This window comes from Paraconexibacter sp., from assembly GCF_059438195.1.
In genome coordinates this window covers 16,768-40,771 of the sequence record NZ_JBLKKY010000001.1, presented here as the reverse complement: position 1 = coordinate 40,771, position 24,004 = coordinate 16,768, and the positions used below count along the sequence as shown (strand labels likewise).

Here is a 24,004-nt window from a genome sequence, read left to right as displayed (position 1 = left end):
CCTCAGCCCCGCTGGGCGTAGCGCTTGCCCAGGACCTCGCCGGCGAGGACGTTGCGCATCACCTCGACCGTCCCGCCGGCGAGCGTCATCCCGCGCACGTCGCGGTAGAGGCGCTCGAGCGGCAGGTCGCGCGTGAAGCCCTGGTGGCCGTGCAGCTGGATCGCCTGATGGCAGATCCACTCCGCGGCCTCGCCGGCGAACACCTTCGCCATCGCGGTCGCGCGCATCTCCGGGAAGCCTCCGACCGACGAGTCCGCGGCGCGATGGAGGAGGAGACGCGCGGCGTCGAGCCGCGTCGCCATGTCGGCGACCTTCCACTGCAGTCCCTGGAACTCCCCCAGCTCGCGGCCGAACTGCCGCCGTGTGCGGAGGTGTCGCAACGAGAGCTCGAGCGCCGTGCGCGCGCACCCGAGGACCATCGCGGCGTTGCCGCAGCGCTCCGGGTTGAACTGGCGCAGCATGATCTGCGCGCCGCGCGAGCTCTCGGGGTCGGCGGGCACGAGGACGGCGTCGCGCTCGATCCGCACGTCGTCGAAGAGGAGCACGGCCTCGCCGACGCCGCGGCTCCCCATCTTCGGCTGCTCGCCGCCGACGGCGAAGCCCGCCTGGCCGGCCTCGACGACGACCGCGCCGATCCCACGCGCGCCGCTCGTGCCGGGCGCACGGCAGAAGACGAGGACCGTGTCCGCCCGCGCCCCGCCGGTGATGTAGCACTTGCGCCCGCGGAGCCGGAAGCCGTCGCCGTCGGGCGCGAGCGCCGTCGTCATCTCGGTCGCCGCCGAGCCGGCCTCCTCCTCGGTGATCGCGATCGAGAAGAAGCGCTCGCCCGTCACCGCGCCGGGGAGGTAGCGCGCGCGCTGCTCCTCGGTGCCGAGGACGTCGATCGCGCGCGGAGGGCCGTTGAGGTAGAGCTGCGCGACCATCGCGGTGGAGAGGCACCCCGTCGCGAGCTCCTCGAGGACGAGGCACGCCTCGTAGGGGCCGAGCCCCTCCCCGCCGTGGGCGACCGGCACGGTGAGGCCGGTGAGGCCGGCGGCGCGGAGCCGGTCGAGCGAGGCCTCGGGGAAGACCTCGTCGTCGTCCCACCGGGCCGCGTCGGGCGCGACCTCGGCGGCGACCGCACGGGCGCGACGGCGCAGGTCGCCGCGCGGCCCGTCCTCGTCGACGACGAGCGGCGGGATGGGCGGGTCGAGGTCCTCGGACGACATGTCCGAGGACCCTATGCCCTGGGGTCAGTGCACGGCCGTGCGGTGTCCGCTGCGCGAGCGGCGCAGCAGCCACACGAAGAGCATCGCGAAGGCGACCGAGAGGATGAGCCCGCCGCCGGCCCGGTCGAAGAGGATCCAGACGACGACGCCCGCCGCCCACGAGCCGGCGATGCCGATGAGGATCGTCTCCCCGAGCGACATCGGGTCCGGCCCGGGCAGGAGGAGCCGCGCGATGGCGCCGACGACGAGTCCGACGACGACGAGGGCGATGATGAAGAAGATGACGTCCATGACGTCTCGTTACCCGGTCGCGGGCGTCCTCGCTCAAGCGCTGCGCGCGGCCCGGCTTCGACGCGCCAGCTTGAGGTCGTACATCGAGCGGTCGGCGCGCGTGAGCAGCGCTTCGGGCTCCGCGTCGGCCCGGTCGGTGACGACGGCGCCGATGCTCGCCCCGATGTGGACCGGGGCCGGGCCGCCGACGCGCATCGGCCCCTCGATCGCGTCCTCCACACGCCGTGCGAGCGCCTGGAGGTCCTCTTCCGCGTCGAGCCCGTCGACGAGGACGACGAACTCGTCGCCGCCGAGCCGCGCCACGGTGTCCTGCTCGCGGACCGTCGCGACGAGGCGGCGGCCCGTCTCGACGAGGACGCGGTCCCCGGCGCCGTGGCCGAGACGGTCGTTGACCGCTTTGAACCCGTCGAGGTCGACGAAGAGGAGGCCGACGAGGCCGCCGTGGCGTGCGAGCCGTCGGCAGGCGACGGCGATCCGGTCATCGAGGAGCCGGCGGTTCGCGAGCCCCGTGAGGCTGTCGGAGAGCGCGAGCTCCTCCTGTGCGACGAGCCCCGCCATGAGGGCGGCCGCGACGAGCGCCGTCGCCGCGCACGTCGCGAGATAGAGCTGGGCGACGAGGAGCCCGTCGAACGCCCCGTCGACGGCGAACGGACCGGCGCCGAGCGTCGTGACGGTCTCGACGAGGACGGCGACTCCGAGGACGCCGATCGCGGCAGCCTGCGTCCCCCCGCGGATCGCGACGACGGCGAGGACGGGGACGACGAGGAACGGCAGGCCGATCTCGGCGGGGAACTCCCACGGCCCGAGTGCGACGGCGGCGACCGCGGCGAGGAGGCCGAAGGTCCAGGTCTCCTCGACGCGCCACGGCAGGCTCCGCGGGCGCCGCACGAGCGACACGATCGCCGGGGCGATCAAGATCGCGCCGAGCGCGTCGCCGACGAACCAGCGCCCGAGGCGCGGCCAGAGCGGATCGACGCCGAGGGCCCAGGGCACTGCGGAGCCGATGATCGCCCCCACCGCGGGACCCGCGATACCGGCGGCGAGGAGGAAGATCGTGAGGTCGCGGAGGATCGAGAGGTCCGGGGTCCGGCCCCCGAGGAGCCGGCAGACGAGGAGGGCCGCGACGAGAGGCTCGGCGGTGTTCGCGACCGCCATCCCGACGCTGACGCCCGGCTCGAAGTCGGCCCGGAGGTCGAGGAGGAGCTCCACGGAGAAGACCGCGGCGAGGTAGGCGGGCCACTCGCGGCGCGGGCGCAGGAGGAGGACCGAGACGGTGAGGCCCGACGCCGGCCAGAACGCCGCGCCGACCGAGCTCCCGAAGGACGTCCCGAGCTCGACGAGCTTGTAGAGGGCCGCATAGCCGAGGCCGAGGCCCGCGGCCGCGAGGAGGAGCCGGGCGCCGGTCAGCCCGCGGCGCCCGCGCGATGACGCGGGCCCAGGAGCGGCCGCGCCGGAGGGGTCCATATGTCCATCATCGGCAGACGGCGCTCAAGGTTGAGGGCGCGGACCCCGGGTCGATCGGTCGGCGGTCGATCGGTCGGCAACGCCGTTTGCCGGCCTGGCGTACGGGCAGCGCGAGGTCATGGAAGCGTCACGCCCCGTGCCCACGCGTCGCCGGAACGTCGCCGCGCTGATGATCGCCGGACTCGGAGCGCTCGTCCTCGCCGGCTTCATCCTCTGGTGGATCCTCGCCGACGACGACGAGGTCCTCGTCGTCGCCGACCCGCAGCAGCGCATCTTCGACGAGTTCGACGCCGGCGACACCGTGCGCGTCACCGGCACCGTCCAGGTGTTCGACTTCACAGCGTTCGACGGCATCGGCGAAGCCGACGACTTCGGGGACTACGACGGTCAGCCGGTCATCGTCGCCGAGTCCGTCGAGCAGGCCCCCGGCGGCGAGGGGGAGGAGAGCGGCGACGTGTTCGACCGCCTCGCCGACGAGGACGACGCCCTCGTCGGGGAGACCGTCACCGTCACCGGCGAGCTCGCGGGCGCCACCGGCATCTCCTCCTTCGTCCTCGAGGACGACTGACCTCACCCAGCCCCCGGGCCCTCTTTGCATCTCGACGGCCATCGGTGGCTGTCGAGATGCGAAGAGTCACCCGATTGGGGAGACGCTCAGGCCGCCGCCCCGTCCAGGGCGCCCGCTCCGACCCGCTCGAGCAGGGCGGCGGGGACCTCGACGGGCATGTCGAGGAGGATCGCGCCGTAGGTCTTGCCCTGCGGGTCGTAGCGCAGCGTCGTCGTGCCTCCCCGGCCGCCGAGGACGTCCCGCAGCAGGACGTTCACCGCTCCCATGCCGGGCAGCGCCCAGCGCCGCACGTCCCCCTCGAGCCAGCGGGCGAACCGCTCCGCGACCCGCTCCGCGGTCACCTGCTCGAGGACGACCGGGAAGAGGTCGGGATGGCGGGCGAGGACGCCGATGTTCGCGTCGTTGCCCTTGTCGCCGCTGCGCGCGAACGCGATCCGCCGCAGCGGGACCGTGACCGTCCCGCCGCCGGGCGCCGGCGCCGGAGCCGCGGGCTCGTCGAGCGGCGCACTGCCGACCTCGCCGTGGACGCCCGGCGCGACCTCGACGGGAAGGGACTCCTCGCCCATCGTCACGGTGACCGGCACCTCGGACTTCTCGACGAGCACGTGGAAGAGCCGGATCGCCGGGGAGGGCTTCGGCCGGCCGCCGATGAGCCCGGTCATGCCCTGCGCGATGAGGCCGAACCCGCCGACCTCCTTCGCGAGCAGGGTGAGCGCGTCGCGCTCGGGGTGGCGTGCGGCGAACTTCACGACCGCCTCGCGCCCCGGCCCCGGCTGGGCAGCGGGCTCGAGGAGGTCGCCGCCCCCGACGACCTCGACGCTCGTCTCCGTGAGCGGGGCGAACCCGGCGGCGGCGATCTCCCGGGCGCCGCGCGCGAGGATCGCCTCCCCCGCCCTGCGCGCCCGTCCCGCCGCCTCGCCCCCGGCGACGAGCGCGGTGGCGATGATCCTCCAGCCGTCGGGCGCGGTCGTCGTCGCCTTGTAGGTCGTCGTCGGCGCCGACCCGCGCGCGCCGGTCACCCGCACGCGGTCCGTCCCGACCTGCTCGAGCCGCACGTCGCTCCAGTCGCACACGACGTCGGGCATGACGTAGGCGGTCGGGTCGCCGATCTCGTAGAGCACCTGCTCGGCGACCGTCCCGACGCTCACGAGACCGCCGGTGCCCTCGGGCTTCGTGATGACGGCCGAGCCGTCCGGCTCGCACTCCGCGATCGGGTAGCCCATGTCGTCCCACCCGCGGACGTCGGCCCAGTCGGTGAAGATGCCGCCCAGGCTCTGCGGGCCGCACTCGACGATGTGCCCGATGAGCGAGCCCGCCGAGAGCAGATCGTGGTCGTCGTCGCCCCACCCGAACTCGTGCATGAGCGGGCCGAGGACGACCGCCGAGTCCGCGCAGCGACCGGTGACGACGATGTCGGCGCCGCGGCCCAGCGCCTCCGCGATCGGCCGCGCGCCGAGATAGGCGTTCATCGTGAGGACCTTGTCCGGGAGCGCCTCGCCCGTGAACATGTCGGTCGCGCCCGCGGCGCGAAGCTCGTCGAGGCGCCCGTGGACGTCGTCGCCCTCGACCCACGCGACCCGCATCTCGACGCCCGCCGCCGCTGCCGCGTCGGAGAGCGCCTGCGCGCACGCGCGCGGGTTGAGCCCGCCCGCGTTCGTCACGATCTTCGACCCGCGCGCGGCGATCTGCCCGAGCAGCGGCCCGAGCGCGGTGACGACGTCCGGGACGTACCCCCCGTCCGGGTCCTTCGCGCGAGCGCGCGCGAGGAGCGCCATCGTGATCTCCGCGAGGTGGTCGGCGACGACGTAGTCGACGTCGCCGCGCTCGACGATCTGGCGGGCCGCGGCGAGAGAGTCGCCCCACGCCCCCGCCCAGCACCCGATTCGCAAGGTGTCGGCCATCAGTAGCTCCTTGGCAGGCCCAGGCTGTGCTGGGCGATGTGGTTGAGGATCATCTGCTCGCTCACCGGCGCGATCCGCAGGAGCCGCGCCATCCACCAGAGGTCGCTCACCCCGTACTCGAGGGCGAGGCCGTTGCCGCCGTGGGTCTGGACCGCGGCGTCGATCGCATGGGTCGCGGCCTCGGCGGCCGAGAACTTCGCCATGTTCGACGCCTCACCGGCCTCCGGCGAGCCGGCGTCGAAGAGCGCCGCCGCCTTCTGGGTCATGAGCCGCGAGAGCTCGAGCTCCACCTTCGCCCGCGCGAGCGGGTGCGCGATCGCCTGGTGGGCGCCGATCGGCGTCGCCCACACCTTCCGCTCGTTCGCGTAGGCGACGGCCTTCTCGAGCGCGAGCCGGGCGGTGCCGCAGAGGAGCGCCGCGGCGGTGATCCGCTCGGGGTTGAGCGCGTCGAAGATGACCTTGAGGCCCGCGTCCTCACCGCCGACGATCCGCTCCGGCTCGACGACGACGCCGTCGAGGTAGAGCGTCCACTGCTTGTCCGGCCCCATGTAGGGCATCGGGATGACGTCGCGGGTGAAGCCCGGGACGTCGACGTCGACGATGCAGAGCGACGGCGGACCGAGCTCGCCGTCCTCGTGGCGGACCCGGGCGACGACGAGAACGGCGTCCGCGTCCTCGACGCCCGAGATGTAGGTCTTCTGCCCGGTGAGCCGGAAGCTCCCGTCGTCGTGACGACGCAGCTGCGTGCGGAGGTTGTGGGAGTTCGATCCGGCGTCCGGCTCGGTGATCGCGAAGGCGAGCTTGCGCGAGCCGTCGACGATGCCGGTCAGCCAGCGCTCGCGCTGCTCGTCGGTGCCGTGACGCTCGAGGATCGTGCCGGCCATCGAGCACGAGAGGACGAGCATGATCCCGGCGACGCCGTGCGCGGCGAGCTCCTCGACGACAGGCGCGAGGCCGCGCATCCCGAGGCCGCCACCGCCGTGCTCCTCGGCGATGCCGATCCCCGCGTAGCCGGCCTCCGAGATCTCCCGCCAGAGCTCCGTCGTCGGCTCGTCGCGCTCGTAGCACTCGCGTGCGTACCGCGGCCCGTAGCGGCTGCAGATCGTCGCGACCGCTTCGCGGATCGCCCGCTCCTCGTCGCTCGGGAACAGGGACAGGGTCGGACTCGCCGTCGTCGTCATGGGAGCTCCTGGGACCCGGTGGAGACCACGGGTCGGTCGCTGGTCACGGCCATGCGGACATTGATACAGCAACTGCTGGCGCTTCGCCAGTCCACGAGGTAGGGTTCCCGCCCGATGCCTCCCTTCCGCTCGAAGATCGACCCCTCCAGCGACGACTTCCGCCGCAACCGCGAGGAGATGCTCGCGCTCGTCGACGAGCTGCGCGGCCTCGAAGCGCAGGCACGCGACCGCTCGGACGCCTCGGCGCCGCGCTTCCACGAGCGCGGTCAGCTCTCGCCGCGCGAGAGACTCGCCGCCCTCCTCGACCCCGGCGCGCCCGTCCTCGAGCTGCAGTCGGTGGCCGGGCACGAGCCGGACGGCGACGGGACGATCCCCGGCGGCGGGCTGATCCTCGTCATCGGCTACATCGCCGGCACGCGCTGCGTCGTCGTCGCCAACGACAGCGGCATCGACGCCGGCGCGCTCACGACCCCCGGCTCCGAGAAGTTCATCCGCGGCGCCGAGGTCGCGCTCGAGAACCGGATGCCCTTCGTCCTCCTCGTCGAGTCCGCCGGCGGCAACCTCCTCACCTACCGCGTCGAGTTCTGGCACCGCGGCGGGCGGATGTTCGGGATGCAGGCGAAGCTCAGCGCGGCCGGCGTCCCCGTCATCGCCGTCCAGCACGGGTCGGGCACCGCGGGCGGCGCCTACTTCCCGGGCATGTCGGACGTCGTCATCGGGGTGAAGGACCGCGGGTTCGCCTTCCTCGCCGGCCCCCCGCTCCTCAAGGCGGCGACGGGCGAGGTCGCCACCGCCGAGGACCTCGGCGGCATGGACATGCACAGCACCGTGTCGGGCCTCGTCGAGCACCTCGCCGAGGACGACGAGGACGCGCTGCGCATCTGCCGCGACGTCGTCGCCGGACTGCGCTGGACCGAGGGGCGCCCGTCGGTCGGCGGCCCCTCCGAGCCGCCGGTCTACGACCCCGACGAGCTCGCCGGCGTCGTCCCGGTCGACACGAAACGACCCTACGACTGCCGCGAGGTCCTCGCCCGCCTCGCCGACGGCTCCGAGCTCCTCGAGTTCAAGCCGGGCTTCGGGCCGATGACCGTCTGCGTCGAGGCCACCGTCCACGGCCACCCGTGCGGGTTCATCGCGAACAACGGCGCGATCGACAATGCCGGCGCGGCGAAGGCGACGCACTTCATCCACCGCTGCACCCAGCTCGGCCTGCCGCTCGTCTTCCTCCAGAACATCAACGGCTACATGGTCGGGACGGCGTCGGAGCGCGGCGGGATGATCAAGAACGGCGCGAAGATGATCCAGGCGGTCGCGACCGCCGACGTGCCGAAGTTCACGTATCTCATCGGCGCGAGCTTCGGCGCGGGCAACTACGGGATGTGCGGCGCCGGCTACGACCCGCGGCTCATCATGGCCTGGCCGAACGCGCGGATGGGCGTCATGGGCGCCGCCCAGGCCGCCGGGACGATGCGGATCGTCGCCTCGGAGAAGGCCGCCAGGAGCGGCAAGCCGATCGACGAGGCCCAGCTCGACGCCTACGCCGCCCGCATCCACGCGCTCTACGAGGCCCAGGAGTCGGCGTTCGTGAGCTCCGGGCGACAGTGCGACGACGGCATCCTCGATCCGCGCGACACCCGGCACGCGATCGGCTTCTCGCTCGGCATGGCCGCGGAGTGCCACGTCACCGAGCCCCGTCCCCTGTCCTTCGGCGTCGGCCGCATCTGAGGAGAGACCCCGTGAGCTTCGACACCCTGCTCATCGCCAACCGCGGCGAGATCGCGGTCCGCGTCGCGCGGACCGCCCGCGACCTCGGTCTGCGCACGGTCGCCGTCCACTCGACCGCCGACCGGGACGCTCCGCACGTCGCCGCCTGCGACGTCGCGGTCGAGATCGGCCCGCCGGCCGCCGCCGAGTCCTACCTCGTCGTCGACCGGATCCTCGACGCCGCCCGCGCGACCGGCGCCGGCGCGATCCACCCCGGCTACGGGTTCCTCTCCGAGAACGCCGCGTTCGCGACGGCGTGCGCGGAGGCGGGCATCACGTTCGTCGGTCCCCCGCCGTCGGCGATCGCCGAGATGGGCGACAAGGCGGCGGCGAAGCAGCGCATGCGCGACGCCGGCGTCCCCGTCGTGCCCGGCTACGACGGCGACGACCAGGACGACGCGCGGCTCGTGAGCGAGGCCGAGGAGATCGGCTACCCGCTCATGGTGAAGGCCGCCGCCGGCGGCGGCGGGAAGGGCATGCGGCTCGTCGGCGACCCCGCCGACCTGCCCGGTGCCCTCGCGGCCGCGCGCCGCGAGGCGGCCGCCGCCTTCGGCTCCGACCTCCTGCTTCTCGAGCGCGCGGTCCTCCGGCCCCGGCACGTCGAGATCCAGGTCCTCGCCGACGCCCATGGCCACGTCATCCACCTCGGGGAGCGCGACTGCTCTGTCCAGCGCCGCCATCAGAAGGTCCTCGAGGAGGCGCCGAGCCCGGCGGTCGACGACGAGCTCCGCGCGCGCATGGGCGCAGCCGGCGTCGCCGCCGCGGCCGCGGTCGGCTACGTCGGCGCCGGCACGGTCGAGTTCCTCCTCTCCCCGGAGGGCGAGTTCTTCTTCCTCGAGATGAACACGCGACTCCAGGTGGAGCATCCCGTCACCGAGATGGTGACCGGCCTCGACCTCGTCGAGTGGCAGCTGCGCATCGCGGCGGGCGAGCGCCTCGCTCTGCGCCAGGAGGACGTCCGGCTCGACGGACACGCGATCGAGGCCCGGCTCTACGCCGAGGACCCGGCGAACGACTACCTCCCCGCGACCGGTCGCCTGCGGCGCTGGGAGACCCCGTCGGGCCCGGGCGTGCGCGTCGACACCGGCGTGCGCGAGGGCAGCGAGATCACCCCGTTCTACGACCCGATGATCGCGAAGCTCATCGCCCACGGCCCCGACCGGGACGCGGCCCGCACGCGGCTCGCGCGGACGCTCGAGCGGACGACCGCCCTCGGGACGACGACGAACCGCGCGATGCTCGTCGCGACCCTCCGCGAGCCCGCGTTCGCCGCCGGCGAGGCGACGACCGCCTATCTCGACGAGCACCCGCCCCAGCCCCCGACGCCCTCCGCACGGCACCTCGTCGCGATCGCCGCCGTCCGGTACTCCCGCCGGCGGGCCGAGGCGAGCGCCACCGCCCACGGCATCGCCGGCTGGTCGTCCACGGGCGTCGTCGAGTGGCGCCAGCGTCTCGAGCTCGGCGGCGAGGAGGCGGTCGTCGTCATCCGCGAGAGCCGCGACGGCGTCGTCGCCACGCTCCGCGGTGAGACCCATCTCCTCATCCCGCGCGACGAGCGCCCCGTCGTCGACGGCACGGAGATCGCCCTGCGGCTCGTCGAGCCGGAGCCGGGGCGGATCCTCTGCGCCTTCGACGGACTCGACCTCGACCTGCGCGACCTCGCGATGCTCCCGCCCGGCCTCGACGCCGCCGCCGGCGCCGGCGTCCTCGTCGCCCCCATGCACGGCAAGGTGATCTCCGTCGGCGCCGCCATCGGCGCGACGGTCGCCAAGGGCGACCGGCTCGTCGTGCTCGAGGCGATGAAGATGGAGCACGAGATCATCGCCGACGTCGACGGCACCCTCGAGGAGATCGTCGACGAGGGCGCGCAGGTCGCGAGCGAGCAGCTGCTCGCCCGCGTCGCGACCGCCGAGTGACGGGGGTGGCGACGCGGCGGCCGGGCCTCACGAGCCAGGGCCCGGCCGCCGCGTCGTCCTACAGCCCGTAGGAGCGGCCGATGATGTCGAGCATGATCTCGTCGGTCCCGCCGCCGATGCGACCGATCCGCGCGTCGCGCCACATGCGCTCGATGTCGTACTCGCGGATGTAGCCCGCGCCGCCGTGGATCTGCAGGCACTCGTCGGCGACGCGGAACATCATCTGCGCCGCCGCGAGCTTGCACATCGAGATCTCGCGGACGGGGTACTCGCCGTCGGCGAAGCGGCGCGCCGTCACGTACACGAGCTGACGCGCGAGCTCGATGTCGGTCGCCATCGTCGCGAACTTGTGGCGGATCGCCTGGAACTTCCCGATCGGCCGCCCGAACGCCTGCCGCTCCTGGGCGTACTCGAGCGTGACGTCGAACATCGTCTGCGCGAAGCCGACGGCCCCGGCCGCGCCGACGAGCCGCTCGCCCTGGAGCTGCCAGCCGATGTGGAAGAAGCCCTTGCCCTCCTCGCCGAGCAGCGCGTCGGCGGGGACCCGCACGTCCTGGAAGGCGAGGAGCGCGGTGTCCGACGCCCGCAGGCCGAGCTTGTCGAGCTTCTCCTCGCGGACGACGCCGGGCACGTCCATGGGGACGAGGAAGAGCGAGATGCCGTCGTGCCCGGCCGAGGCATCGGTCTTCGCCACGAGCACGATGACGTCGGCGCGGTAGCCGTTGGTGATGTAGGTCTTCGAGCCGTTGATGACCCACTCGTCGCCGTCGCGGACGGCGGTCGTCCGGATCCCCGCGACGTCGGACCCCGCATCGGGCTCGGTGATCCCGAGGCAGAGGATCTTCTCGCCGCGGACGGCCGGCACGAGCCACTCCCGCTTCTGCTCCTCGCTGCCGAACTCGAGGATCGGCGGCATCGCGAGATCGGTCTGCACGAGGATGCCGATCGCGATGCCCTCCGAGCCGCAGCGGCGGACCTCCTCGGCGAGGACGATGCTCGCGAAGAGGTCGCCGCCCTGACCGCCGTAGCACTCGGGCACCCGGAGGCCGAGGAAGCCGAGCTCGCCCATGCGGCGCAGCAGCTCGTCGGGGAACGTCGTCTCCTCCCACTCGCGGACGTGCGGGCGGATCTCGCCGTCGACGAAGCGCCGGATGCTCTCGCGGAGGTCGTCGTGCTCGTCGGTGAAGAAGAGCCCGCGCCGCGCCGCGGCGTGATCGGGGCGGTGGACGGTGGTCATGCGTCCCGTCGCGCTTCGCGCGGGATCTGCCCCGACTGGGTCGCGATCTCCCGCGGCGGGAAGGCGTGCTGCGAGACGTCGTGCCCGTGGTCGACGTTGATGACGGACCCGCTGATCGCCCGGCCCGCCGGCGAGACGACGAACGCGATCGTCTCGGCGAGGTCCTCGGGCTGCGTGAGCTCGTCGGCGAGCAGGCTCCGCACGTGGTGCTCGCGGAAGTCCGCGGGGTACTTCGTGAGGAACGTGTCCGTCTCGACGACCCCCGGGGCGACGGCGACGAGGTTGATCCCGTATCTCGCCCACTCGATCGCGAGGACCTTCATGAGGTTCTCGACGCCGGCGCGCGCGGCGGACGAGTGCGCCATCCCCGCGAGACCGGTGTGCGGCGTGAGCGTGACGCTCACGACCCTGCCCCCGTTCCCCGAGGGGATGAACGCCTTCGTCGCGACCGCGTGGGTCATGAGCCACGTGCCCTCGAGGTTGAGCCGCACGACCGTGCGGAAGCCCTTCGGGGTGATGTCCTCCGCGGGACAGAGGAACTGGCCTCCGGCGTTGTTGACGAGGATGTCGATGCGCCCGTGGCGCGAGAGCGCGCCGTCGACGAGCGCATCGACCTCGTCCTCCTCGCGGATGTCGCACACGACGGGGTCGACGGCGCCCTGCGCGAGGGCGGCGGTCTCCTCGAGCGGCTCGAGGCGCCGCCCGCAGGTGACGACCGTCGCCCCCAGCCGCGCGAGCTCGAGGACGGTCGCGCGCCCGATGCCCGAGCCGCCGCCCGAGACGACCGCGACCTGCCCCTCGAGGCAGCCCGCCGCGAGGACGCGCGGCCTCGCGGGGCCGCCGCCGTTCGGCGTCGCCATCGCTCAGTAGCTCTTCGGGAGGCCGAGCGTGTGCTGGGCGACGTGGTTGAGGATCATCTCCGCGCTCACCGGCGCGATGCGCAGCACCCTCGCCATCCACCACATGTCCGAGACCCCGTACTCGAGGGCGAGGCCGTTGCCGCCGTGCGTCTGGATCGCCGCGTCGACGCAGTGCACGACCGCCTCGCCGGCGGAGTACTTCGCCATGTTCGCGGCCTCCCCGACGACCTGCCCCGACACCCGGGCGTCGAAGAGCGCGGCGGCCTTCTGGTTCATGAGCCGCGAGAGCTCGAGCTCGATGCGCGCCTTCGCGAGCGGGTGGGAGATGCCCTGGTGGGCGCCGATCGGCGTGCCCCACACCTCGCGCTCGTTGGCGTACGCGGTCGCCTTCTCGAGAGCGAGCCGGCCGATGCCGGCTCCAACCGCGGCGACGGCGATGCGCTCGGGGTTGAGGCCGTCGAACACGACGGCGAGGCCCGCCTCTTCCCCGCCGACGATGCGGTCCTCGGTGATCTCGACGTCGTCGTAGAAGATCGTCCACTGCCGGTCGGCGCCCAGGTAGGGCAGCGGGATCTCCTCGCGCGTGAGGCCGGGGGCGTCGACGTCGACGATGCAGAGCGTCGGCTTGCCGAGGGTGCCGTCGGCGCGGCGCATCCGCGCGATGCAGAGGATCGCGTCGGCGTCCTCGACGCCGGAGATGTAGTACTTCTGGCCGTTGAGGCGGTATCGGTCGCCGTCCCGCCGCAGCTCGGTGCGGATCTCGTGCGTGTTGGTCCCCGCGTCGGGCTCGGTGATCGAGAACGCGAGCCGCGTGCTGCCCGTCCCGATTCCGCGCAGCCAACGCTCCTTCTGCTCCTCGGAGCCGTGGCGCTCGAGGACCGTGCCCGCGATCGCCGAGGAGACGACCATCATGAGGGAGGACAGTCCCTGCGCGGCGGCCTCCTCGAGGACGATGAGCAGGCCGCGCATCCCCAGGCCGCCGCCACCCCACTCTTCGGGGACGTTGATCCCGGTGAACCCGGCCTCGCCGAGCGCCGCCCAGGCAGCCGTCGGCGGCTCGCCGCGGTCGTAGCACTCGCGTGCGTAGCGCGGCCCGAAGCCGGCGAGGATCTTCCGGACGGACTCGCGGATCGCGGTCTCCTCGTCGGACGGGACGAGGTCGAGGGTGGCCGTGGGCTCGGCAGTCGTGCTCATTCCACGATCGTATAGCAGTTACTGGCGTAACGCCAGTAACTGTTATGGGAGCGATTGATCGGCTCGCTCGAGCCGCCGGAAGCTCTCCGCGTCGTCCGGCGAGCGGCCGAAGGGGATCCCCGGTCGCGGAGAGGCGTTGAACTCCGAGTTCACGAGACGGAGCGCACCCACCTTCGTGAGGTCGTCGACGACGTTCTGCGCAGACACCGGGAGGGCCTGGTAGAGCCCCTCGGTGATGACGGCCGTGAGCCGCACGAAGTGGCTCACCTCGTCGCGCTCCTGGGCGATCGCGCCGATGTTGGAGAACCCGCGGGCCAGATCCTCGCCGTAGGGAGCGTTGTACTCGAGCATCGGCAGGGTCTCGCGCAGCGCGTCGTCGAGAGGCTCGGCGAGCGCGGTGAGCCCGGGCGCCGTCCGGCGCGTCGCCGCGAGCGCGCGAACGGCGGGAGGCGTCGCGTCGGAGAGCGCGTCGAGCGCCCCCTGCGTCCTGCGGGCTGTCACCGGAAGGCGGGCGACGGTCGGCGTGAGGCCGCCGATCGTCGCGCGCAGGTCGTCGAGGACCGGCGTGATCCGCGACCCGACCGCGCCGAGCGTCGTCGCGGTCGAGCGCGCCTGCTCGAGGGTCGTCGGGAGTCGGCGAAGCGTCGCGCGCAGCGCCTCGTCCTCCGCCGCGACCGCATCGGCGGCCCGCCTGCCCTCGTGGACGAGCGCCCGCACGGCGCCGTCGCGCTCCCCGAGGGCGGCGAACGTCGCACCGAGGTCGTCGACGAGGCCGGCGACCTGCTCGCGCTGCGCCGCGAGCGTCTCGGCGAGCGGCCCGGCCTTCACGAAGAGGTCCGAGAGCCCCTCGAGCGTCTCGTTGAGACCCCCGCCGCCGTCCTTCACGCCGGTGGCGATCCCGCGCAGGAGGCGGCGGACGCGCCGCCGCCGTGGCTCGTCGAACTCGGAGAGGATCTCGTCGAGCTGGACCGCCTCGCGGGCGCGGCTCACGCCGAGGGTCTCCCCGGGCGCGAGGCGCGGCGCGGAGGTCGTTCCCGGGACGAGGTCGACGTAGTTCTCACCGGTCGGCGTCTTCGTGCCGATGCGGACGGTCGCGTCGCGATGGATCGCGACGTCGTCGTCGATCGACAGCTCGAGGACGGCGTGGCCGCGGCGCACCGCGAGCTTCTCGACGCGTCCCTTCGTCACGCCCGCGATGCGGACGTCCGCCCGGTCGGCGAGGAGCACGGCATCGCGGACGACGGCCTGATAGCGCTCAGCTCCAGGTCGGCCGAGGCCGCCCGCGAGGTCGAAGAGGAAGACGAAGCAGCCCAGGCACGCGATCGCGAAGAGCACCAGGACGGCACCGCCTCCGAGGTGGGACCGGCGTCGTCTCATTCGGGCGTCTCCCCGTCCGCGCAGCCGACAACCGGAACGAGGTTCGGGTCCTTCGTGCCGCCGAGCATGCTGGGCGTGACGACGGCGTCTCCGCGGGCCGAGGCGTCGCGGTTCGCCACGCCGCCCCACTTGAAGATCGAGACCGTCCACGCGAAGAACTTCGGGATGTACCGCTCGCAGCGCATGAGCGCGGCGGTGACGCGTTCGAGACGCGGGGCCTGCGGCGACAGCCTCTCGAACGTGACGCCGAGGTCGTCGGCGACAGGCACGAGGTCACGGGCGACCGGGCGCAGCCGCCGCACCGGCGGGCGCGCCTCGCGCAGCGCCGGCGTCGCCGTGCCCGAGAGCTCACGCACCGAGGCCAGAGCGTCGGGGAGCTCGCCGATCGCCGGCCGCAGGGCCGCGAGCGCCGGTCGCAGGTCGTCCGCGGCGCCGCGCAGCCCGGTCATCGAGGACTCGAGCGCCCGCATCGTTCCCGGGAGCTCGCTGATCGTCCGGCGCAGCTCCGCAGCGCGGGCCCCGGTCGCCGTGAACGTGTCCGCCCCGGCGTCGACGAGCGTCGTGACCATGTCCTCCCGGCGGCCGAGCTCCTCGACGAGGAGTCCGCTCTCGCGGACGAGGCGCGCGACGACCTTCCGGCGCTCGGCGATCGCCTCGACGAGCCGCTGCTGCGAGCGCAGGAGAGGCACGAACGCGGCGAGGCCCTCGCGCAGCTCCGCGCCGCGGTCGTCGAGCCCCACCGAGAGCTCGGCGACGAGCGAGCGCATCCGGTCGGCGACCGGCTCGTCGAAGACGTTGAGCACGTCGGCGACCGCGACCGGCGTCCTCGTGCGCTCCGCGTCGAGGATCTCCGCCTCCGTCGCCTCGCCCGCGGCGGCCGTCCCCGAGCTCTCGACGTCGAGGTACATGTCCTGCAGGAGGGTCTGCGGGCGCAGCGAGAACCGCGCGTCGCGGTGGATGCTCCGGCCGCCCGCCTCGTCGCGATCGACCTCGAGGGTGAGGACGGCGCGCCGTCCCTCGAGCTCGACGTCGGCGATGCGACCGACGACGACGCCTGCCCACCGCACCTCGTTGCGGCCGGGCACGACGCCCTGGACGTCGTCGGCCGCGACGCGGAGCACCTGGCGGTCGCCGTCGTTGGCCGCGACGTTCGTGCGCGACACGATCGAGTAGCCCGCCACGATCGCGGCGACGATCCCGAGGACGACGACGGCGAAGGGCACGGCCGCCCGGCGGAGCTCGAGTCGCATCCGCGCGCTCATCGTCCGCCACCTCCGAGGATCGCGCCGATGGCGTCCTCGAGGCCGTCGCACTTCGCGAGCTGGCTCTCGGTCGGGTCGGAGATGAAGAGGTTGCAGGGCAACAGGCCGTTCGAGTTGGGTCCCGCCTGCGGGCCGAACGTCGCGAAGTGCCCCCAGGGCGCGTAGCGGGCCGTGAACGCGGTCAGCGCCTCGAGCGTGGGGCCGACCAGCTGATAGGTCGGGCGCTTCGAGCCCTCCTCCACCTTCGCGAGGAGGGGCAGGATCTCGGTGCGCGTGCGTCGCACCGTGGGCGCGAGCCGCTCGAGGAGCTCGCGCCCGGGCCCCGCCGCGGCGGCGACGCGGTCGACGGCGCGCTCGAGGTCGGCGGTGAGCGGGCGCGCGTCGCGGAGGAGGAGGTTGAGCTCGCGCACGGCCGGCCGCGCGGCCCTCGCGGTCGGCGCGACGGCGGACGCGACGGGCGCGACGTCGTCGAGGACCGCGTCGAGCGCCGGCAGGGTCGCGTCGACCTCGTGCGTGGCGGCCCGGGTCGCGGCGAGTGCCGACGGGGTGACGCGGAACGTGGAGCGCAGCGCCGGGCCGGCCGCGGCGGTCGCCCCGAACGTCCGCGCGGCGCCGCCGACGAGGCGCCCGAGCGCCTCCGAGGAGCGCCCGGTCCCCCGGACGACGCGCGCAGCGCCGTCGACGAGGCGCCGGACGTCGCCGGGACGCTCCCCCAAGAGCGCGCGGAAGCCGGTCGGCGAGTCCCGCAGGGTCTCCGGCAGCGCGTCGACGAGACGTCCCGCTGCCGGGCCGTCGAGGACCTCGGGCAGCTCGCGCAGGACGCGGCGCTGCGCCTCGCGCGTCGGCGGGTCGTAGATGGCGAGGACGTCGTCGACCTCGGTCTGGGCCGGCGGGTCCCCCGGTTCCACCTCATTCCCGCGCAGCGGAGGCCGCAGCGGGGAGCCCGGATCGAGGATGAGCTGCATGCGTCCTCCGAGGAGGGTGCGGAAGCGCAGGGAGGCGGTCGCGCCCTCGCGGAGGTCGACGCCGTCGTCGGTGACCTCGAACGTCACGCGCGACGCCCGCCCGCCGTCGACCGGCTCGACGCTCTCGACGCGTCCGACCTCGACCCCGGCGACGCGGACCGGCGTCGTGTCGAACACCTGGCGTGCCTCCTGGAGGACGACGCTGAGGCGCCGGCCGCCGTCGCCGCCGAGGAGCGGCACCGAGCCGCTGACCGCGATGAACAGGACGAGCGGGACGGCGGCGAGGATGGCCGTCCCGAGGACCCGGTGGCGCCGGCGCCGCGCCGCCGCGCCGAGATGTCGGGCCCCGCTCACCGTGCACCTCCGGGGCAGGAGTGGTCGGTCGGGTTCCTCGTCGGGAGTGGTCCGAAGGGCCCCTTCTCGCCGGGGAAGGCGACGACGGGCGGGTAGAGCACGAGCCGGATCATCGTGTTCGGCCCGAGGCTCCCGTTCGAGCCGCGCGTCGCGTAGCCGAGCATGCTGCGCCAGTTGCGGAAGAACGCCTCGATGCGGCAGTCTCTGGTCCCGATGTCGCGCAGGAGGCTCCGCGCGGGCTCGAGGTTCGCATCGACCGGACCGAGGACCGCCCGCGTCGCCTTCGCCGCCCGGGTGAGCGGGGACGTCGTCTCACGGACGGCGGCGAGCAGCGGGTCGAGCCGTCGCAGCGGAGCCCGGCCGTCCTCGAGGAGCTGCGTCGTCGCGCGCAGACCGGCGGGCGCGACGCGGGTGAACGCCGCGGTCGTCGTCGCGAAGCGCGTCGCCGCGGCGAGCGCCGGCGTGATCCGAGTCGACGCGTCGCGGAGGTCGCGGAGCGTGCCGGGGAGGGCGTCGAGTGTCCGCCCGAGCGCGTCGTGCTCGTCGAGGACGGCGTCCATCACGCGCGTCACCGAGCGTACCCCCGGCGCGAGGTCGCCGCGGACGGGCTCGAGCGCGGCGGCGAAGCTCTCCGTCCCGGCGACGAACCTGCGCGTCGCCCCCGTGCGGTGCAGGAGCGGCCGGACGGCCCGCGAGAAGTCGCGGAGCGTCGCCGGCGCGGCGTCGAGCGCCTCGCCCAGCCCCGCCCCGCGGCCGGCCAGGCCACCCCCGAGGCCGCGCACGCTCCGCCCGAGCGCCCGCCGCGTCTCGGGGTCGAACGTCTCGAGGACGTCGCCGAGCTGGACGATGGCCGAGCTCTGCTCCCGGGGGATCGTCGCGCCGCTGCCGAGGACCTCGGTGCTGCGACCGGGGATGAGCTGGACGTACTGCGCGCCGAGGAGGCCGCGGAGGCGGATCCGCGCCCGCGTGTCCGCCGAGAGCGGACCGGCGTCACCGTCGAGGCGCAGCGTGACGGTCGGGACGCCGTCGACGAGCCGCCCGTTCGTCGTCTGCCCCACGCGCTTGCCCGCGATCCGCACGTCGGCGCCCTTCTCGCCGAGGTTCTCGAGGCTCTCGACCTCGAGCTCGAGCTCGTAGTGGGAGGCGAGCGGGACCCCTGTCGTCGGCGCGCGGAAGGCGACGACGAGCGCGGCGAGCGCGGCGAGCGTCGCGGCGACGCCGAGGGCGACGAAGAGAGGCCGGGTCGTCGGATCGACGGAGCGGCGGGCTCGCGGGGTGCGGGTGGCGCGCATCATCCGAGGAGGAAGTCGAGGAGCCCGGAGGCGGGGTCGGGGTCGGGGGACGCCGGCGGCGTGTCGCGCGTCGGGAGCTCGTCGAGGAGCCCGTCGACGATGGGCCCGACGGGTCCGGGCAGGACCGGCCGCGGCGTCGCGGCGGGCGCCTTCTCGACACCCGTGGACGGCTTCTGCGGACGGGGGCCGGGCTTCGTCGATGCGGGCTCCGGCGCCTTGCGAGCGGGCGCCGTCTTCTGCTGCGTCGCACCGCTCACGAGGTAGTCGCCGATGACGCTGATCATGTCGGCGCTCACGCCGGGCGTGAGCCGGAAGAGATGGCCGAGCCCGTCCCGGTTCTGGATCGCCAGGGTCCAAGCCTGGACGAGGCCGAGCAGGTCCGGCGCCGCGCGGTCGAGGCTCGCGGTGACGCGCTCGCTCTCGGCGGACGCGCCGCGCAGCTCGTGCGCCGTCGGCCGCAGGCGGCTCGCGAGCGGCCCGACGTCGCGCGCGACGCGCACGAGCGCCGGGGAGGACTCCCTGAGGTCGTCGAACGCGCCATCGGCGACGGCGGCGAAGGACGGGAGGGCGTCGAGGGTCTCCGTGAGCGCGGGGCCCGTTCGCTCGAGGCCGCGGGCCGCGGGGCGCAGGGCGGCGGCGGCGCTGTCGAGCTCTCGGAGGGTCGCCCGAAGCGCGACGAGCGTCGACGGCGCCTGCGCGAGCGTCGCGTCGAGCTTCGCGCGCCGATCGCCGGTCGTCCTCAGCACGCGCGCCGTGCGGTCGACGAGTCGCGCGAGGTCCTCGCGCGCCGGTGCGGCGGCGGAGACGACTCGGGAGGCCCGGTCGAGCAGCGACTCGAGACGGCGCGTGTCGGCCGTCACCTCGTCGAAGAGCGCGTTGACGTCCTCGGCCGACGGTGGCAGCGCCGCCACCGTGCGCGCGAGGTCCTTCCCGTTGCCCTCGAGCGCGAGACCGGCCTCGCGGAGGAGCAGCGCGAGCCGGTCCCGCGTCGCGGGGCCGAGGACCTGGAGGATCTGGTCCACCTCGACCGGCAGCTTCACGCGCTCGGCGGCGATCGTCGCGCCGTCGGCGAGCGGGGCCCGCCGGTCACCCGGGCGCAGGTCGACGTACTTCTCGCCGAGGAGGTTCGCCGGCCGGACCCACACCTCCGCGTCGCGGCCGATCGCGGTGCGCGCGCTCTCGACCCGCAGCCGCGCACGCGCCGTGTCGCGGGCCGTCACCTCGAGCCGGTCGACCGTGCCGACGGCGACGCCGCCGACCTTCACCTGGGAGCCCTCGCGCAGGCCGGCGGCGTCCGGCAGGTCGACCCAGACGCGGAGGTCGTCGTCACCGGCGGTCATGCTCGCGACCACGACGATCGCGGCGACGAGCAGGCCGGCGAGGATCACGGGCGGAAGCAGCCGCCTCACCCCGTCACCTCCGGGTCGGCCTTCGGATCGAAGACCTCGGGCCCGACCCCGCACTGCGGCTGGAACCAGTCGTCGCCCGCGTTGTAGCCCGGCGGCCGGAGATAGCGGTACCCGAGCCCGGGGATCGTCGCGGCCGCCTGCGCGGGCGTGAGCGGAGTGAGGTCCGGGAGCGGCTGCTCGGTGACGGCGACGTACCCGACGTGGCCGACGGCGTCGTAGTGCCCGGTCGCGCCGCCCCAGTTCGTGCCGAAGTGCGCGATCTGCGGCGCGTAGGGGCGCAGGCAGGCGAGCATCGGCTGCAGCTGCTCGAGAGCGGGCTTCGCGTCGTCGAGGACCGGGCGGGCCGCGTCGAGGAGCCCCGTGAGCCCGGGCGCGGCGCGCTCCACCGTGCGGAGCGTCGTGCGCAGGCGCGGCGCGACGTCGTCGAGCGTGCGCAGCGCGCTCGACGCCGGCCCGGTGAGCCGCCGCAGCTGCTCCGCCCCCGGGGCGAGGTCCGCGGCGACGGCGTCGAGGCGGCCGAGCGTCGGGTCGAGGCGCTGCAGCGTCCCGCGGGCGGCGTCGAACGTCGCCGGGGCCTGGCGCAGCGTCTGCGCGACGCCGTCGGACGCGCGCGCGACCTCGGCGAACGTCGCTCCGGCGTCCTGCGCGACGGCGACGAGGTCGTCCGCCCCGCCGCGCAGCGCGCCGGCGGTGCGCGCACCCTCGCGCGCGAGGATCGTGAGGGCGTCCGGGTCGTCACCGAGCTCGCCGAGGAGGTCCGCCGCGGCCGACGCCGCCGGCCCCGTGCGCTCGAGGCCGCGCGCGAGCGTCCGCCCGCGCGAGCCCAGCGTGCGGGCGGAGGAGTCGACGAGCCGGCCGAGCTCGTCGCGCGTCGGGCGGTCGAACATGTCGACGACCTCGTCGATCTCGACGGCGGAAAGCGCGTCCGCGGACGGGAGTCGCGCCCCCGAATCCAGGGCGGCCGCGTCGGCCGGCCCCGGGCGCAGCTCGACGTACCGGTTCGAGTACGACACGGTGCCGCCGAACCGCACCTGCGCGGTCGTCCCCTCGGGGAGCGGCCACACCGCGTCGTCGGTGATGCGCATCTCGACCTCGGCCTGGCCGTCGGCGAAGCGGACGGCGTCGACGCGGCCCACGGGACGGCCGCCGGCGGTGACGTTCGCGCCGTCGACCAGGTTCGTCGCGGCGGCGAAGCGCGCGACGAGGACGCGGTCGTCGCCGTCGCCGCCCGTCACCGCGAGCGCCAGGACGGCCAGCGCGACGACGGCGAGGGCCACCATGAGCGCGCGGACGAGGAGAGGCGTCGCGATCGTCATCCGCCGATCGGGATCCTCGAGTCGGTGCCCCAGATGAGGAGGCTCATCGTCCCGCCGATCGCGTGGATGAGCACGAGGTTGACGACCATCGAGCGCGCGGTCGCCGTGCCGACGCCCACCGGCCCCCCGCTGGCGCGGAACCCGTAGTAGATGCCCGTGAGGACGATCGGGATCCCGATGCACATCGCCTTGAGGAGGCTGAAGAGGTCCTCGTCGAGCCCGTGGGCCGGGCCGAAGTGACCCGCCGACCACGCACCGGCGGAGATGTCGCCGACCTGGAAGACGACGACGGAGTACGACCCGAGCGTCCCGACCGCGACGGAGAGGACGTAGATGACCGGGAGCGCGACGAGCGCCGCGGCGAGGCGCGTCGCGACGATGTAGACCATCGAGCTGACGCCCATGACCTCGAGGCCGTCGATCTCGTCGGAGATCCGCATCGCGCCGATCTCGGCGACGAGGCCGCACGAGACCTTCGCGGCGAGGATGTACCCGAACATGTACGGGAACATCTCCCGCTGGTCGCAGATGAGCGTGAAGAGACCCGTGGCACCCGAGGCGCCGAACGTCCGCGACTGGTAGGCCGTGAAGAGCCCGCACTCGCCGCCGATGACGAACTGCATCGCGACGATGACGAGCGTCGAGCCCGTGAGGAGGAGCGCGGCCTGGCGGAAGACCTCGCTCGAGTACCGCGGGACCTTGCGCAGCGCGCGGAACGCCTGACCGGAGAAGGTCGCGACGTCGCCGACCTCGACGACGAGCTCGTCGACGTGATCGCGTGCTCGCGTGCCCGCCATCAGCGCGTCTCCAGGAGGCTCGGGAACGAGGCGAGGAGCAGCGACGTCCAGGCGTAGTTGAACACCCAGAGCGTCGCGAAGGCGATGACGACGGCCTGGTTGACGGCGCGGCCGACGCCGACCGGCCCGCCGCGCGTGTGCAGGCCCTTGTAGCAGGAGACGACGCCGATGATGAGCCCGAACGCGACCGTCTTCAGCACTGCGCTGAGGAGCTCGGCGACCGCGAAGTTCGCCTTCAGGGTCGCGGTGAAGGCCGCGACCGTCGTGTCGTAGAGGGCGAGGGTCGCGAGGATGCCCGAGAGCAGGATGAACATCACCGCGACGAGGTTGAGCAGCGGCGTGATGACGACGAACGCGAGGACGCGCGGCACGACGAGGTGGCGCACGGTGTCGACGCCGAGGACGCTCATCGCGTCGAGCTCCTCGCGGACCTTCCGCGCCCCGAGGTCGGCGGTGACCGCGGTCCCGGCGACGCCGGCGACGATCATCGCGGTCGCCCACGTCGCGAGCTCGCGCACCGCGCCGACGACGAAGATCGCGCCGGTGCGGTCGGATGCGCCGAGCGAGTCGAGCACGAGCCCCGCCTGCACGCCGATCGTCCCGAACCCGAACGCGAACACCGAGAGGATGAGCGGCAGCGTGCAGCGGCGGACGATGATGAGCGACTGCGCGATGAACTCGCCTCGCCACGCCTGCGTGTCGCGGATCGCGAGCTGCGGGATGCGCGCCGCGAGGGCGAGCATCGCGCCGAGCTCACCGAAGGCCTCGCGCAGCCGGTTCGCGACCCCGCGGCCGGGCCGAGCGGCGGTGTCGGCCGGGCCGCCCGGAAGCGCCGGCGGCGCGCTGCGGGGGTGGGTTCCCGATGCGGAGGCCGCGTTCACGGCGCGCCTCCGCCGACGAGCTTCGCCGTCACACCGGGACCGCCCGCACGCGCGAGCAGGATCCGCTCCATGCAGCGCAGGCCGAGGTCGATGACGGGCTCGATGACGTCCTCGCGCGTGAGGCGCCCGTGGATGACGCTCTGGGCGACGAGGGTCTCGGTGAAGGCCTCCCACCCGTGCAGCACGGCGAGCTCGTCGTCTGCCAGCTCGTGCACCGGCCCGAGGCCGAGCACGTTGACGAGCTGCCGGACGGCCTCGCCACGGGCCTCGTCCATGATCTCGTGGACCTCGACGTCGCCCATCCCACCGCTGCGGAGCGCCGCGAACCACACGTCCGGAGTGCGCTCGATGTCGTCGAGGAGGAGCGAGACCGCGGTGCGCAGCCGATCCTCGGGGGTCGCCCCGTGGACGTACGGGGGGACGACGACCTCGACGACGGAGACGGCGCGGCGCACGGTCTCGAGGTAGAGCTCGCGCTTCGTCTTGAAGTGGTGGCTGATGAGCGCTCGCGTGACGCCCGCCTCCGCGGCGATGTCGTCGAGCGACACCGTGTCGACGGGCCGGTACCCGAGGACCCTCGACGCGGCCTCGAGGATCTGCTCCCGTCGCTCGTCCGGCGCGAGCCGGACGCGACGAGCCGACCCCGACGCCATCTGCTGGCGGCCTCCCCTCACGCAGACGAACGTAACCGCCTTACTAGCGAGATGCAAGTAGCTGTTATATGTCAGCCATCACGGCAGGGCGGTCGGGCCCGGCGCGCGCGGCAG

20 protein-coding genes are annotated in these 24,004 nt (G+C 74.0%); 3 read left to right on the top strand and 17 right to left on the bottom strand.

The genetic code is table 11. The annotated features are described in order from the left end of the window. Nucleotides 1-2: 2 nt before the first annotated feature. Genes ACME2J_RS00175 through ACME2J_RS00165 form a run of 3 tightly spaced genes read right to left on the bottom strand, consistent with a single transcriptional unit; the run spans nucleotide 3 to nucleotide 2,963 of the window. Nucleotides 3-1,208 (bottom strand): acyl-CoA dehydrogenase family protein, encoded by a 1,206-nt coding sequence (locus ACME2J_RS00175; RefSeq protein WP_495542831.1) that lies wholly within the window; start codon nucleotides 1,206-1,208, stop codon nucleotides 3-5. Nucleotides 1,209-1,232: 24 nt separating this feature from the next. Next, nucleotides 1,233-1,499: a GlsB/YeaQ/YmgE family stress response membrane protein gene (locus ACME2J_RS00170; RefSeq protein WP_495542830.1), complete on the bottom strand. Its 267-nt coding sequence runs from the start codon at nucleotides 1,497-1,499 to the stop codon at nucleotides 1,233-1,235. Between the two features lie 33 nt (nucleotides 1,500-1,532). Continuing rightward, nucleotides 1,533-2,963 carry a diguanylate cyclase gene (locus ACME2J_RS00165; RefSeq protein ID WP_495542829.1) on the bottom strand — a complete coding sequence of 477 codons (1,431 nt, stop codon included), beginning with the start codon at nucleotides 2,961-2,963 and terminating at the stop codon, nucleotides 1,533-1,535. Nucleotides 2,964-3,099: 136 nt separating this feature from the next. Here ACME2J_RS00165 and ACME2J_RS00160 point away from each other — a divergent pair, with 136 nt between their 5' ends. Beyond that, the gene (locus ACME2J_RS00160; RefSeq protein ID WP_495542828.1) at nucleotides 3,100-3,531 is read left to right on the top strand and encodes a hypothetical protein; all 432 of its coding nucleotides are present in this window, start codon (nucleotides 3,100-3,102) and stop codon (nucleotides 3,529-3,531) included. An 86-nt stretch (nucleotides 3,532-3,617) separates the two neighbouring features. Here the strand turns inward: ACME2J_RS00160 and ACME2J_RS00155 are convergent, their stop codons facing one another. Beyond that, nucleotides 3,618-5,432, bottom strand: coding sequence for an acyclic terpene utilization AtuA family protein (locus tag ACME2J_RS00155; protein ID WP_495542827.1), 1,815 nt, complete (start codon nucleotides 5,430-5,432; stop codon nucleotides 3,618-3,620). Beyond that, complete coding sequence (locus ACME2J_RS00150) at nucleotides 5,432-6,613, bottom strand: acyl-CoA dehydrogenase family protein (RefSeq protein ID WP_495542826.1); 1,182 nt, start codon at nucleotides 6,611-6,613, stop codon at nucleotides 5,432-5,434. Before ACME2J_RS00150 ends, ACME2J_RS00155 begins: the two co-directional genes overlap by 1 nt. A gap of 114 nt (nucleotides 6,614-6,727) precedes the next feature. Between ACME2J_RS00150 and ACME2J_RS00145 the strand changes: the two genes are divergently transcribed. Together ACME2J_RS00145 and ACME2J_RS00140 are read left to right on the top strand one after the other, a co-directional pair. Next, the gene (locus ACME2J_RS00145) at nucleotides 6,728-8,338 is read left to right on the top strand and encodes an acyl-CoA carboxylase subunit beta (protein WP_495542825.1); all 1,611 of its coding nucleotides are present in this window, start codon (nucleotides 6,728-6,730) and stop codon (nucleotides 8,336-8,338) included. An 11-nt stretch (nucleotides 8,339-8,349) separates the two neighbouring features. Next, nucleotides 8,350-10,293 carry an acetyl/propionyl/methylcrotonyl-CoA carboxylase subunit alpha gene (locus ACME2J_RS00140; RefSeq protein ID WP_495542824.1) on the top strand — a complete coding sequence of 648 codons (1,944 nt, stop codon included), beginning with the start codon at nucleotides 8,350-8,352 and terminating at the stop codon, nucleotides 10,291-10,293. Between the two features lie 58 nt (nucleotides 10,294-10,351). Here the strand turns inward: ACME2J_RS00140 and ACME2J_RS00135 are convergent, their stop codons facing one another. Genes ACME2J_RS00135 through ACME2J_RS00080 form a run of 12 tightly spaced genes read right to left on the bottom strand, consistent with a single transcriptional unit; the run spans nucleotide 10,352 to nucleotide 23,911 of the window. Further along, nucleotides 10,352-11,530 carry an acyl-CoA dehydrogenase family protein gene (locus tag ACME2J_RS00135; protein WP_495542823.1) on the bottom strand — a complete coding sequence of 393 codons (1,179 nt, stop codon included), beginning with the start codon at nucleotides 11,528-11,530 and terminating at the stop codon, nucleotides 10,352-10,354. Further along, nucleotides 11,527-12,390 carry an SDR family oxidoreductase gene (locus tag ACME2J_RS00130; RefSeq protein ID WP_495542822.1) on the bottom strand — a complete coding sequence of 288 codons (864 nt, stop codon included), beginning with the start codon at nucleotides 12,388-12,390 and terminating at the stop codon, nucleotides 11,527-11,529. Before ACME2J_RS00130 ends, ACME2J_RS00135 begins: the two co-directional genes overlap by 4 nt. 3 nt (nucleotides 12,391-12,393) lie before the next feature. Further along, on the bottom strand, nucleotides 12,394-13,584 hold the full coding sequence (locus tag ACME2J_RS00125) for an acyl-CoA dehydrogenase family protein (protein WP_495542821.1): 1,191 nt from the start codon (nucleotides 13,582-13,584) through the stop codon (nucleotides 12,394-12,396). 42 nt (nucleotides 13,585-13,626) lie between these two features. After that, a complete protein-coding gene (locus ACME2J_RS00120; protein WP_495542820.1) occupies nucleotides 13,627-14,919 on the bottom strand; it encodes an MlaD family protein in 1,293 nt (430 codons plus the stop codon). 38 nt (nucleotides 14,920-14,957) lie between these two features. Next, nucleotides 14,958-16,223 carry an MlaD family protein gene (locus tag ACME2J_RS00115; RefSeq protein ID WP_495542819.1) on the bottom strand — a complete coding sequence of 422 codons (1,266 nt, stop codon included), beginning with the start codon at nucleotides 16,221-16,223 and terminating at the stop codon, nucleotides 14,958-14,960. Further along, nucleotides 16,220-17,542: an MlaD family protein gene (locus ACME2J_RS00110; protein ID WP_495542818.1), complete on the bottom strand. Its 1,323-nt coding sequence runs from the start codon at nucleotides 17,540-17,542 to the stop codon at nucleotides 16,220-16,222. Before ACME2J_RS00110 ends, ACME2J_RS00115 begins: the two co-directional genes overlap by 4 nt. Further along, nucleotides 17,539-18,837 (bottom strand): MlaD family protein, encoded by a 1,299-nt coding sequence (locus tag ACME2J_RS00105; protein ID WP_495542817.1) that lies wholly within the window; start codon nucleotides 18,835-18,837, stop codon nucleotides 17,539-17,541. The genes ACME2J_RS00110 and ACME2J_RS00105 overlap by 4 nt, the downstream gene beginning before the upstream one ends. Then, entirely contained in the window at nucleotides 18,834-20,243 is a 1,410-nt protein-coding gene (locus tag ACME2J_RS00100; RefSeq protein ID WP_495542816.1) for an MlaD family protein, read from the bottom strand. Before ACME2J_RS00100 ends, ACME2J_RS00105 begins: the two co-directional genes overlap by 4 nt. Then, the gene (locus ACME2J_RS00095) at nucleotides 20,240-21,559 is read right to left on the bottom strand and encodes an MlaD family protein (RefSeq protein WP_495542815.1); all 1,320 of its coding nucleotides are present in this window, start codon (nucleotides 21,557-21,559) and stop codon (nucleotides 20,240-20,242) included. Before ACME2J_RS00095 ends, ACME2J_RS00100 begins: the two co-directional genes overlap by 4 nt. Continuing rightward, nucleotides 21,556-22,356 (bottom strand): MlaE family ABC transporter permease, encoded by an 801-nt coding sequence (locus ACME2J_RS00090; RefSeq protein WP_495542814.1) that lies wholly within the window; start codon nucleotides 22,354-22,356, stop codon nucleotides 21,556-21,558. The genes ACME2J_RS00095 and ACME2J_RS00090 overlap by 4 nt, the downstream gene beginning before the upstream one ends. Next, a complete protein-coding gene (locus tag ACME2J_RS00085) occupies nucleotides 22,356-23,237 on the bottom strand; it encodes an MlaE family ABC transporter permease (RefSeq protein ID WP_495542813.1) in 882 nt (293 codons plus the stop codon). The genes ACME2J_RS00090 and ACME2J_RS00085 overlap by 1 nt, the downstream gene beginning before the upstream one ends. Further along, complete coding sequence (locus ACME2J_RS00080; RefSeq protein WP_495542812.1) at nucleotides 23,234-23,911, bottom strand: TetR/AcrR family transcriptional regulator; 678 nt, start codon at nucleotides 23,909-23,911, stop codon at nucleotides 23,234-23,236. Before ACME2J_RS00080 ends, ACME2J_RS00085 begins: the two co-directional genes overlap by 4 nt. Between the last annotated feature and the right edge of the window lie 93 nt (nucleotides 23,912-24,004).

Coding starts and splice junctions, on each gene's coding strand:
- ACME2J_RS00125 (WP_495542821.1), bottom strand. CDS start 13,584: ATGAGCACGACTGCCGAGCCCACGGCCACCCTCGACCTCGTCCCGTCC.
- ACME2J_RS00165 (WP_495542829.1), bottom strand. CDS start 2,963: ATGGACCCCTCCGGCGCGGCCGCTCCTGGGCCCGCGTCATCGCGCGGG.
- ACME2J_RS00090 (WP_495542814.1), bottom strand. CDS start 22,356: ATGGCGGGCACGCGAGCACGCGATCACGTCGACGAGCTCGTCGTCGAG.
- ACME2J_RS00150 (WP_495542826.1), bottom strand. CDS start 6,613: ATGACGACGACGGCGAGTCCGACCCTGTCCCTGTTCCCGAGCGACGAG.
- ACME2J_RS00105 (WP_495542817.1), bottom strand. CDS start 18,837: ATGATGCGCGCCACCCGCACCCCGCGAGCCCGCCGCTCCGTCGATCCG.
- ACME2J_RS00175 (WP_495542831.1), bottom strand. CDS start 1,208: ATGTCGTCCGAGGACCTCGACCCGCCCATCCCGCCGCTCGTCGTCGAC.
- ACME2J_RS00135 (WP_495542823.1), bottom strand. CDS start 11,530: ATGACCACCGTCCACCGCCCCGATCACGCCGCGGCGCGGCGCGGGCTC.
- ACME2J_RS00155 (WP_495542827.1), bottom strand. CDS start 5,432: ATGGCCGACACCTTGCGAATCGGGTGCTGGGCGGGGGCGTGGGGCGAC.
- ACME2J_RS00095 (WP_495542815.1), bottom strand. CDS start 21,559: ATGACGATCGCGACGCCTCTCCTCGTCCGCGCGCTCATGGTGGCCCTC.
- ACME2J_RS00170 (WP_495542830.1), bottom strand. CDS start 1,499: ATGGACGTCATCTTCTTCATCATCGCCCTCGTCGTCGTCGGACTCGTC.
- ACME2J_RS00145 (WP_495542825.1), top strand. CDS start 6,728: ATGCCTCCCTTCCGCTCGAAGATCGACCCCTCCAGCGACGACTTCCGC.
- ACME2J_RS00130 (WP_495542822.1), bottom strand. CDS start 12,390: ATGGCGACGCCGAACGGCGGCGGCCCCGCGAGGCCGCGCGTCCTCGCG.
- ACME2J_RS00115 (WP_495542819.1), bottom strand. CDS start 16,223: ATGAGCGCGCGGATGCGACTCGAGCTCCGCCGGGCGGCCGTGCCCTTC.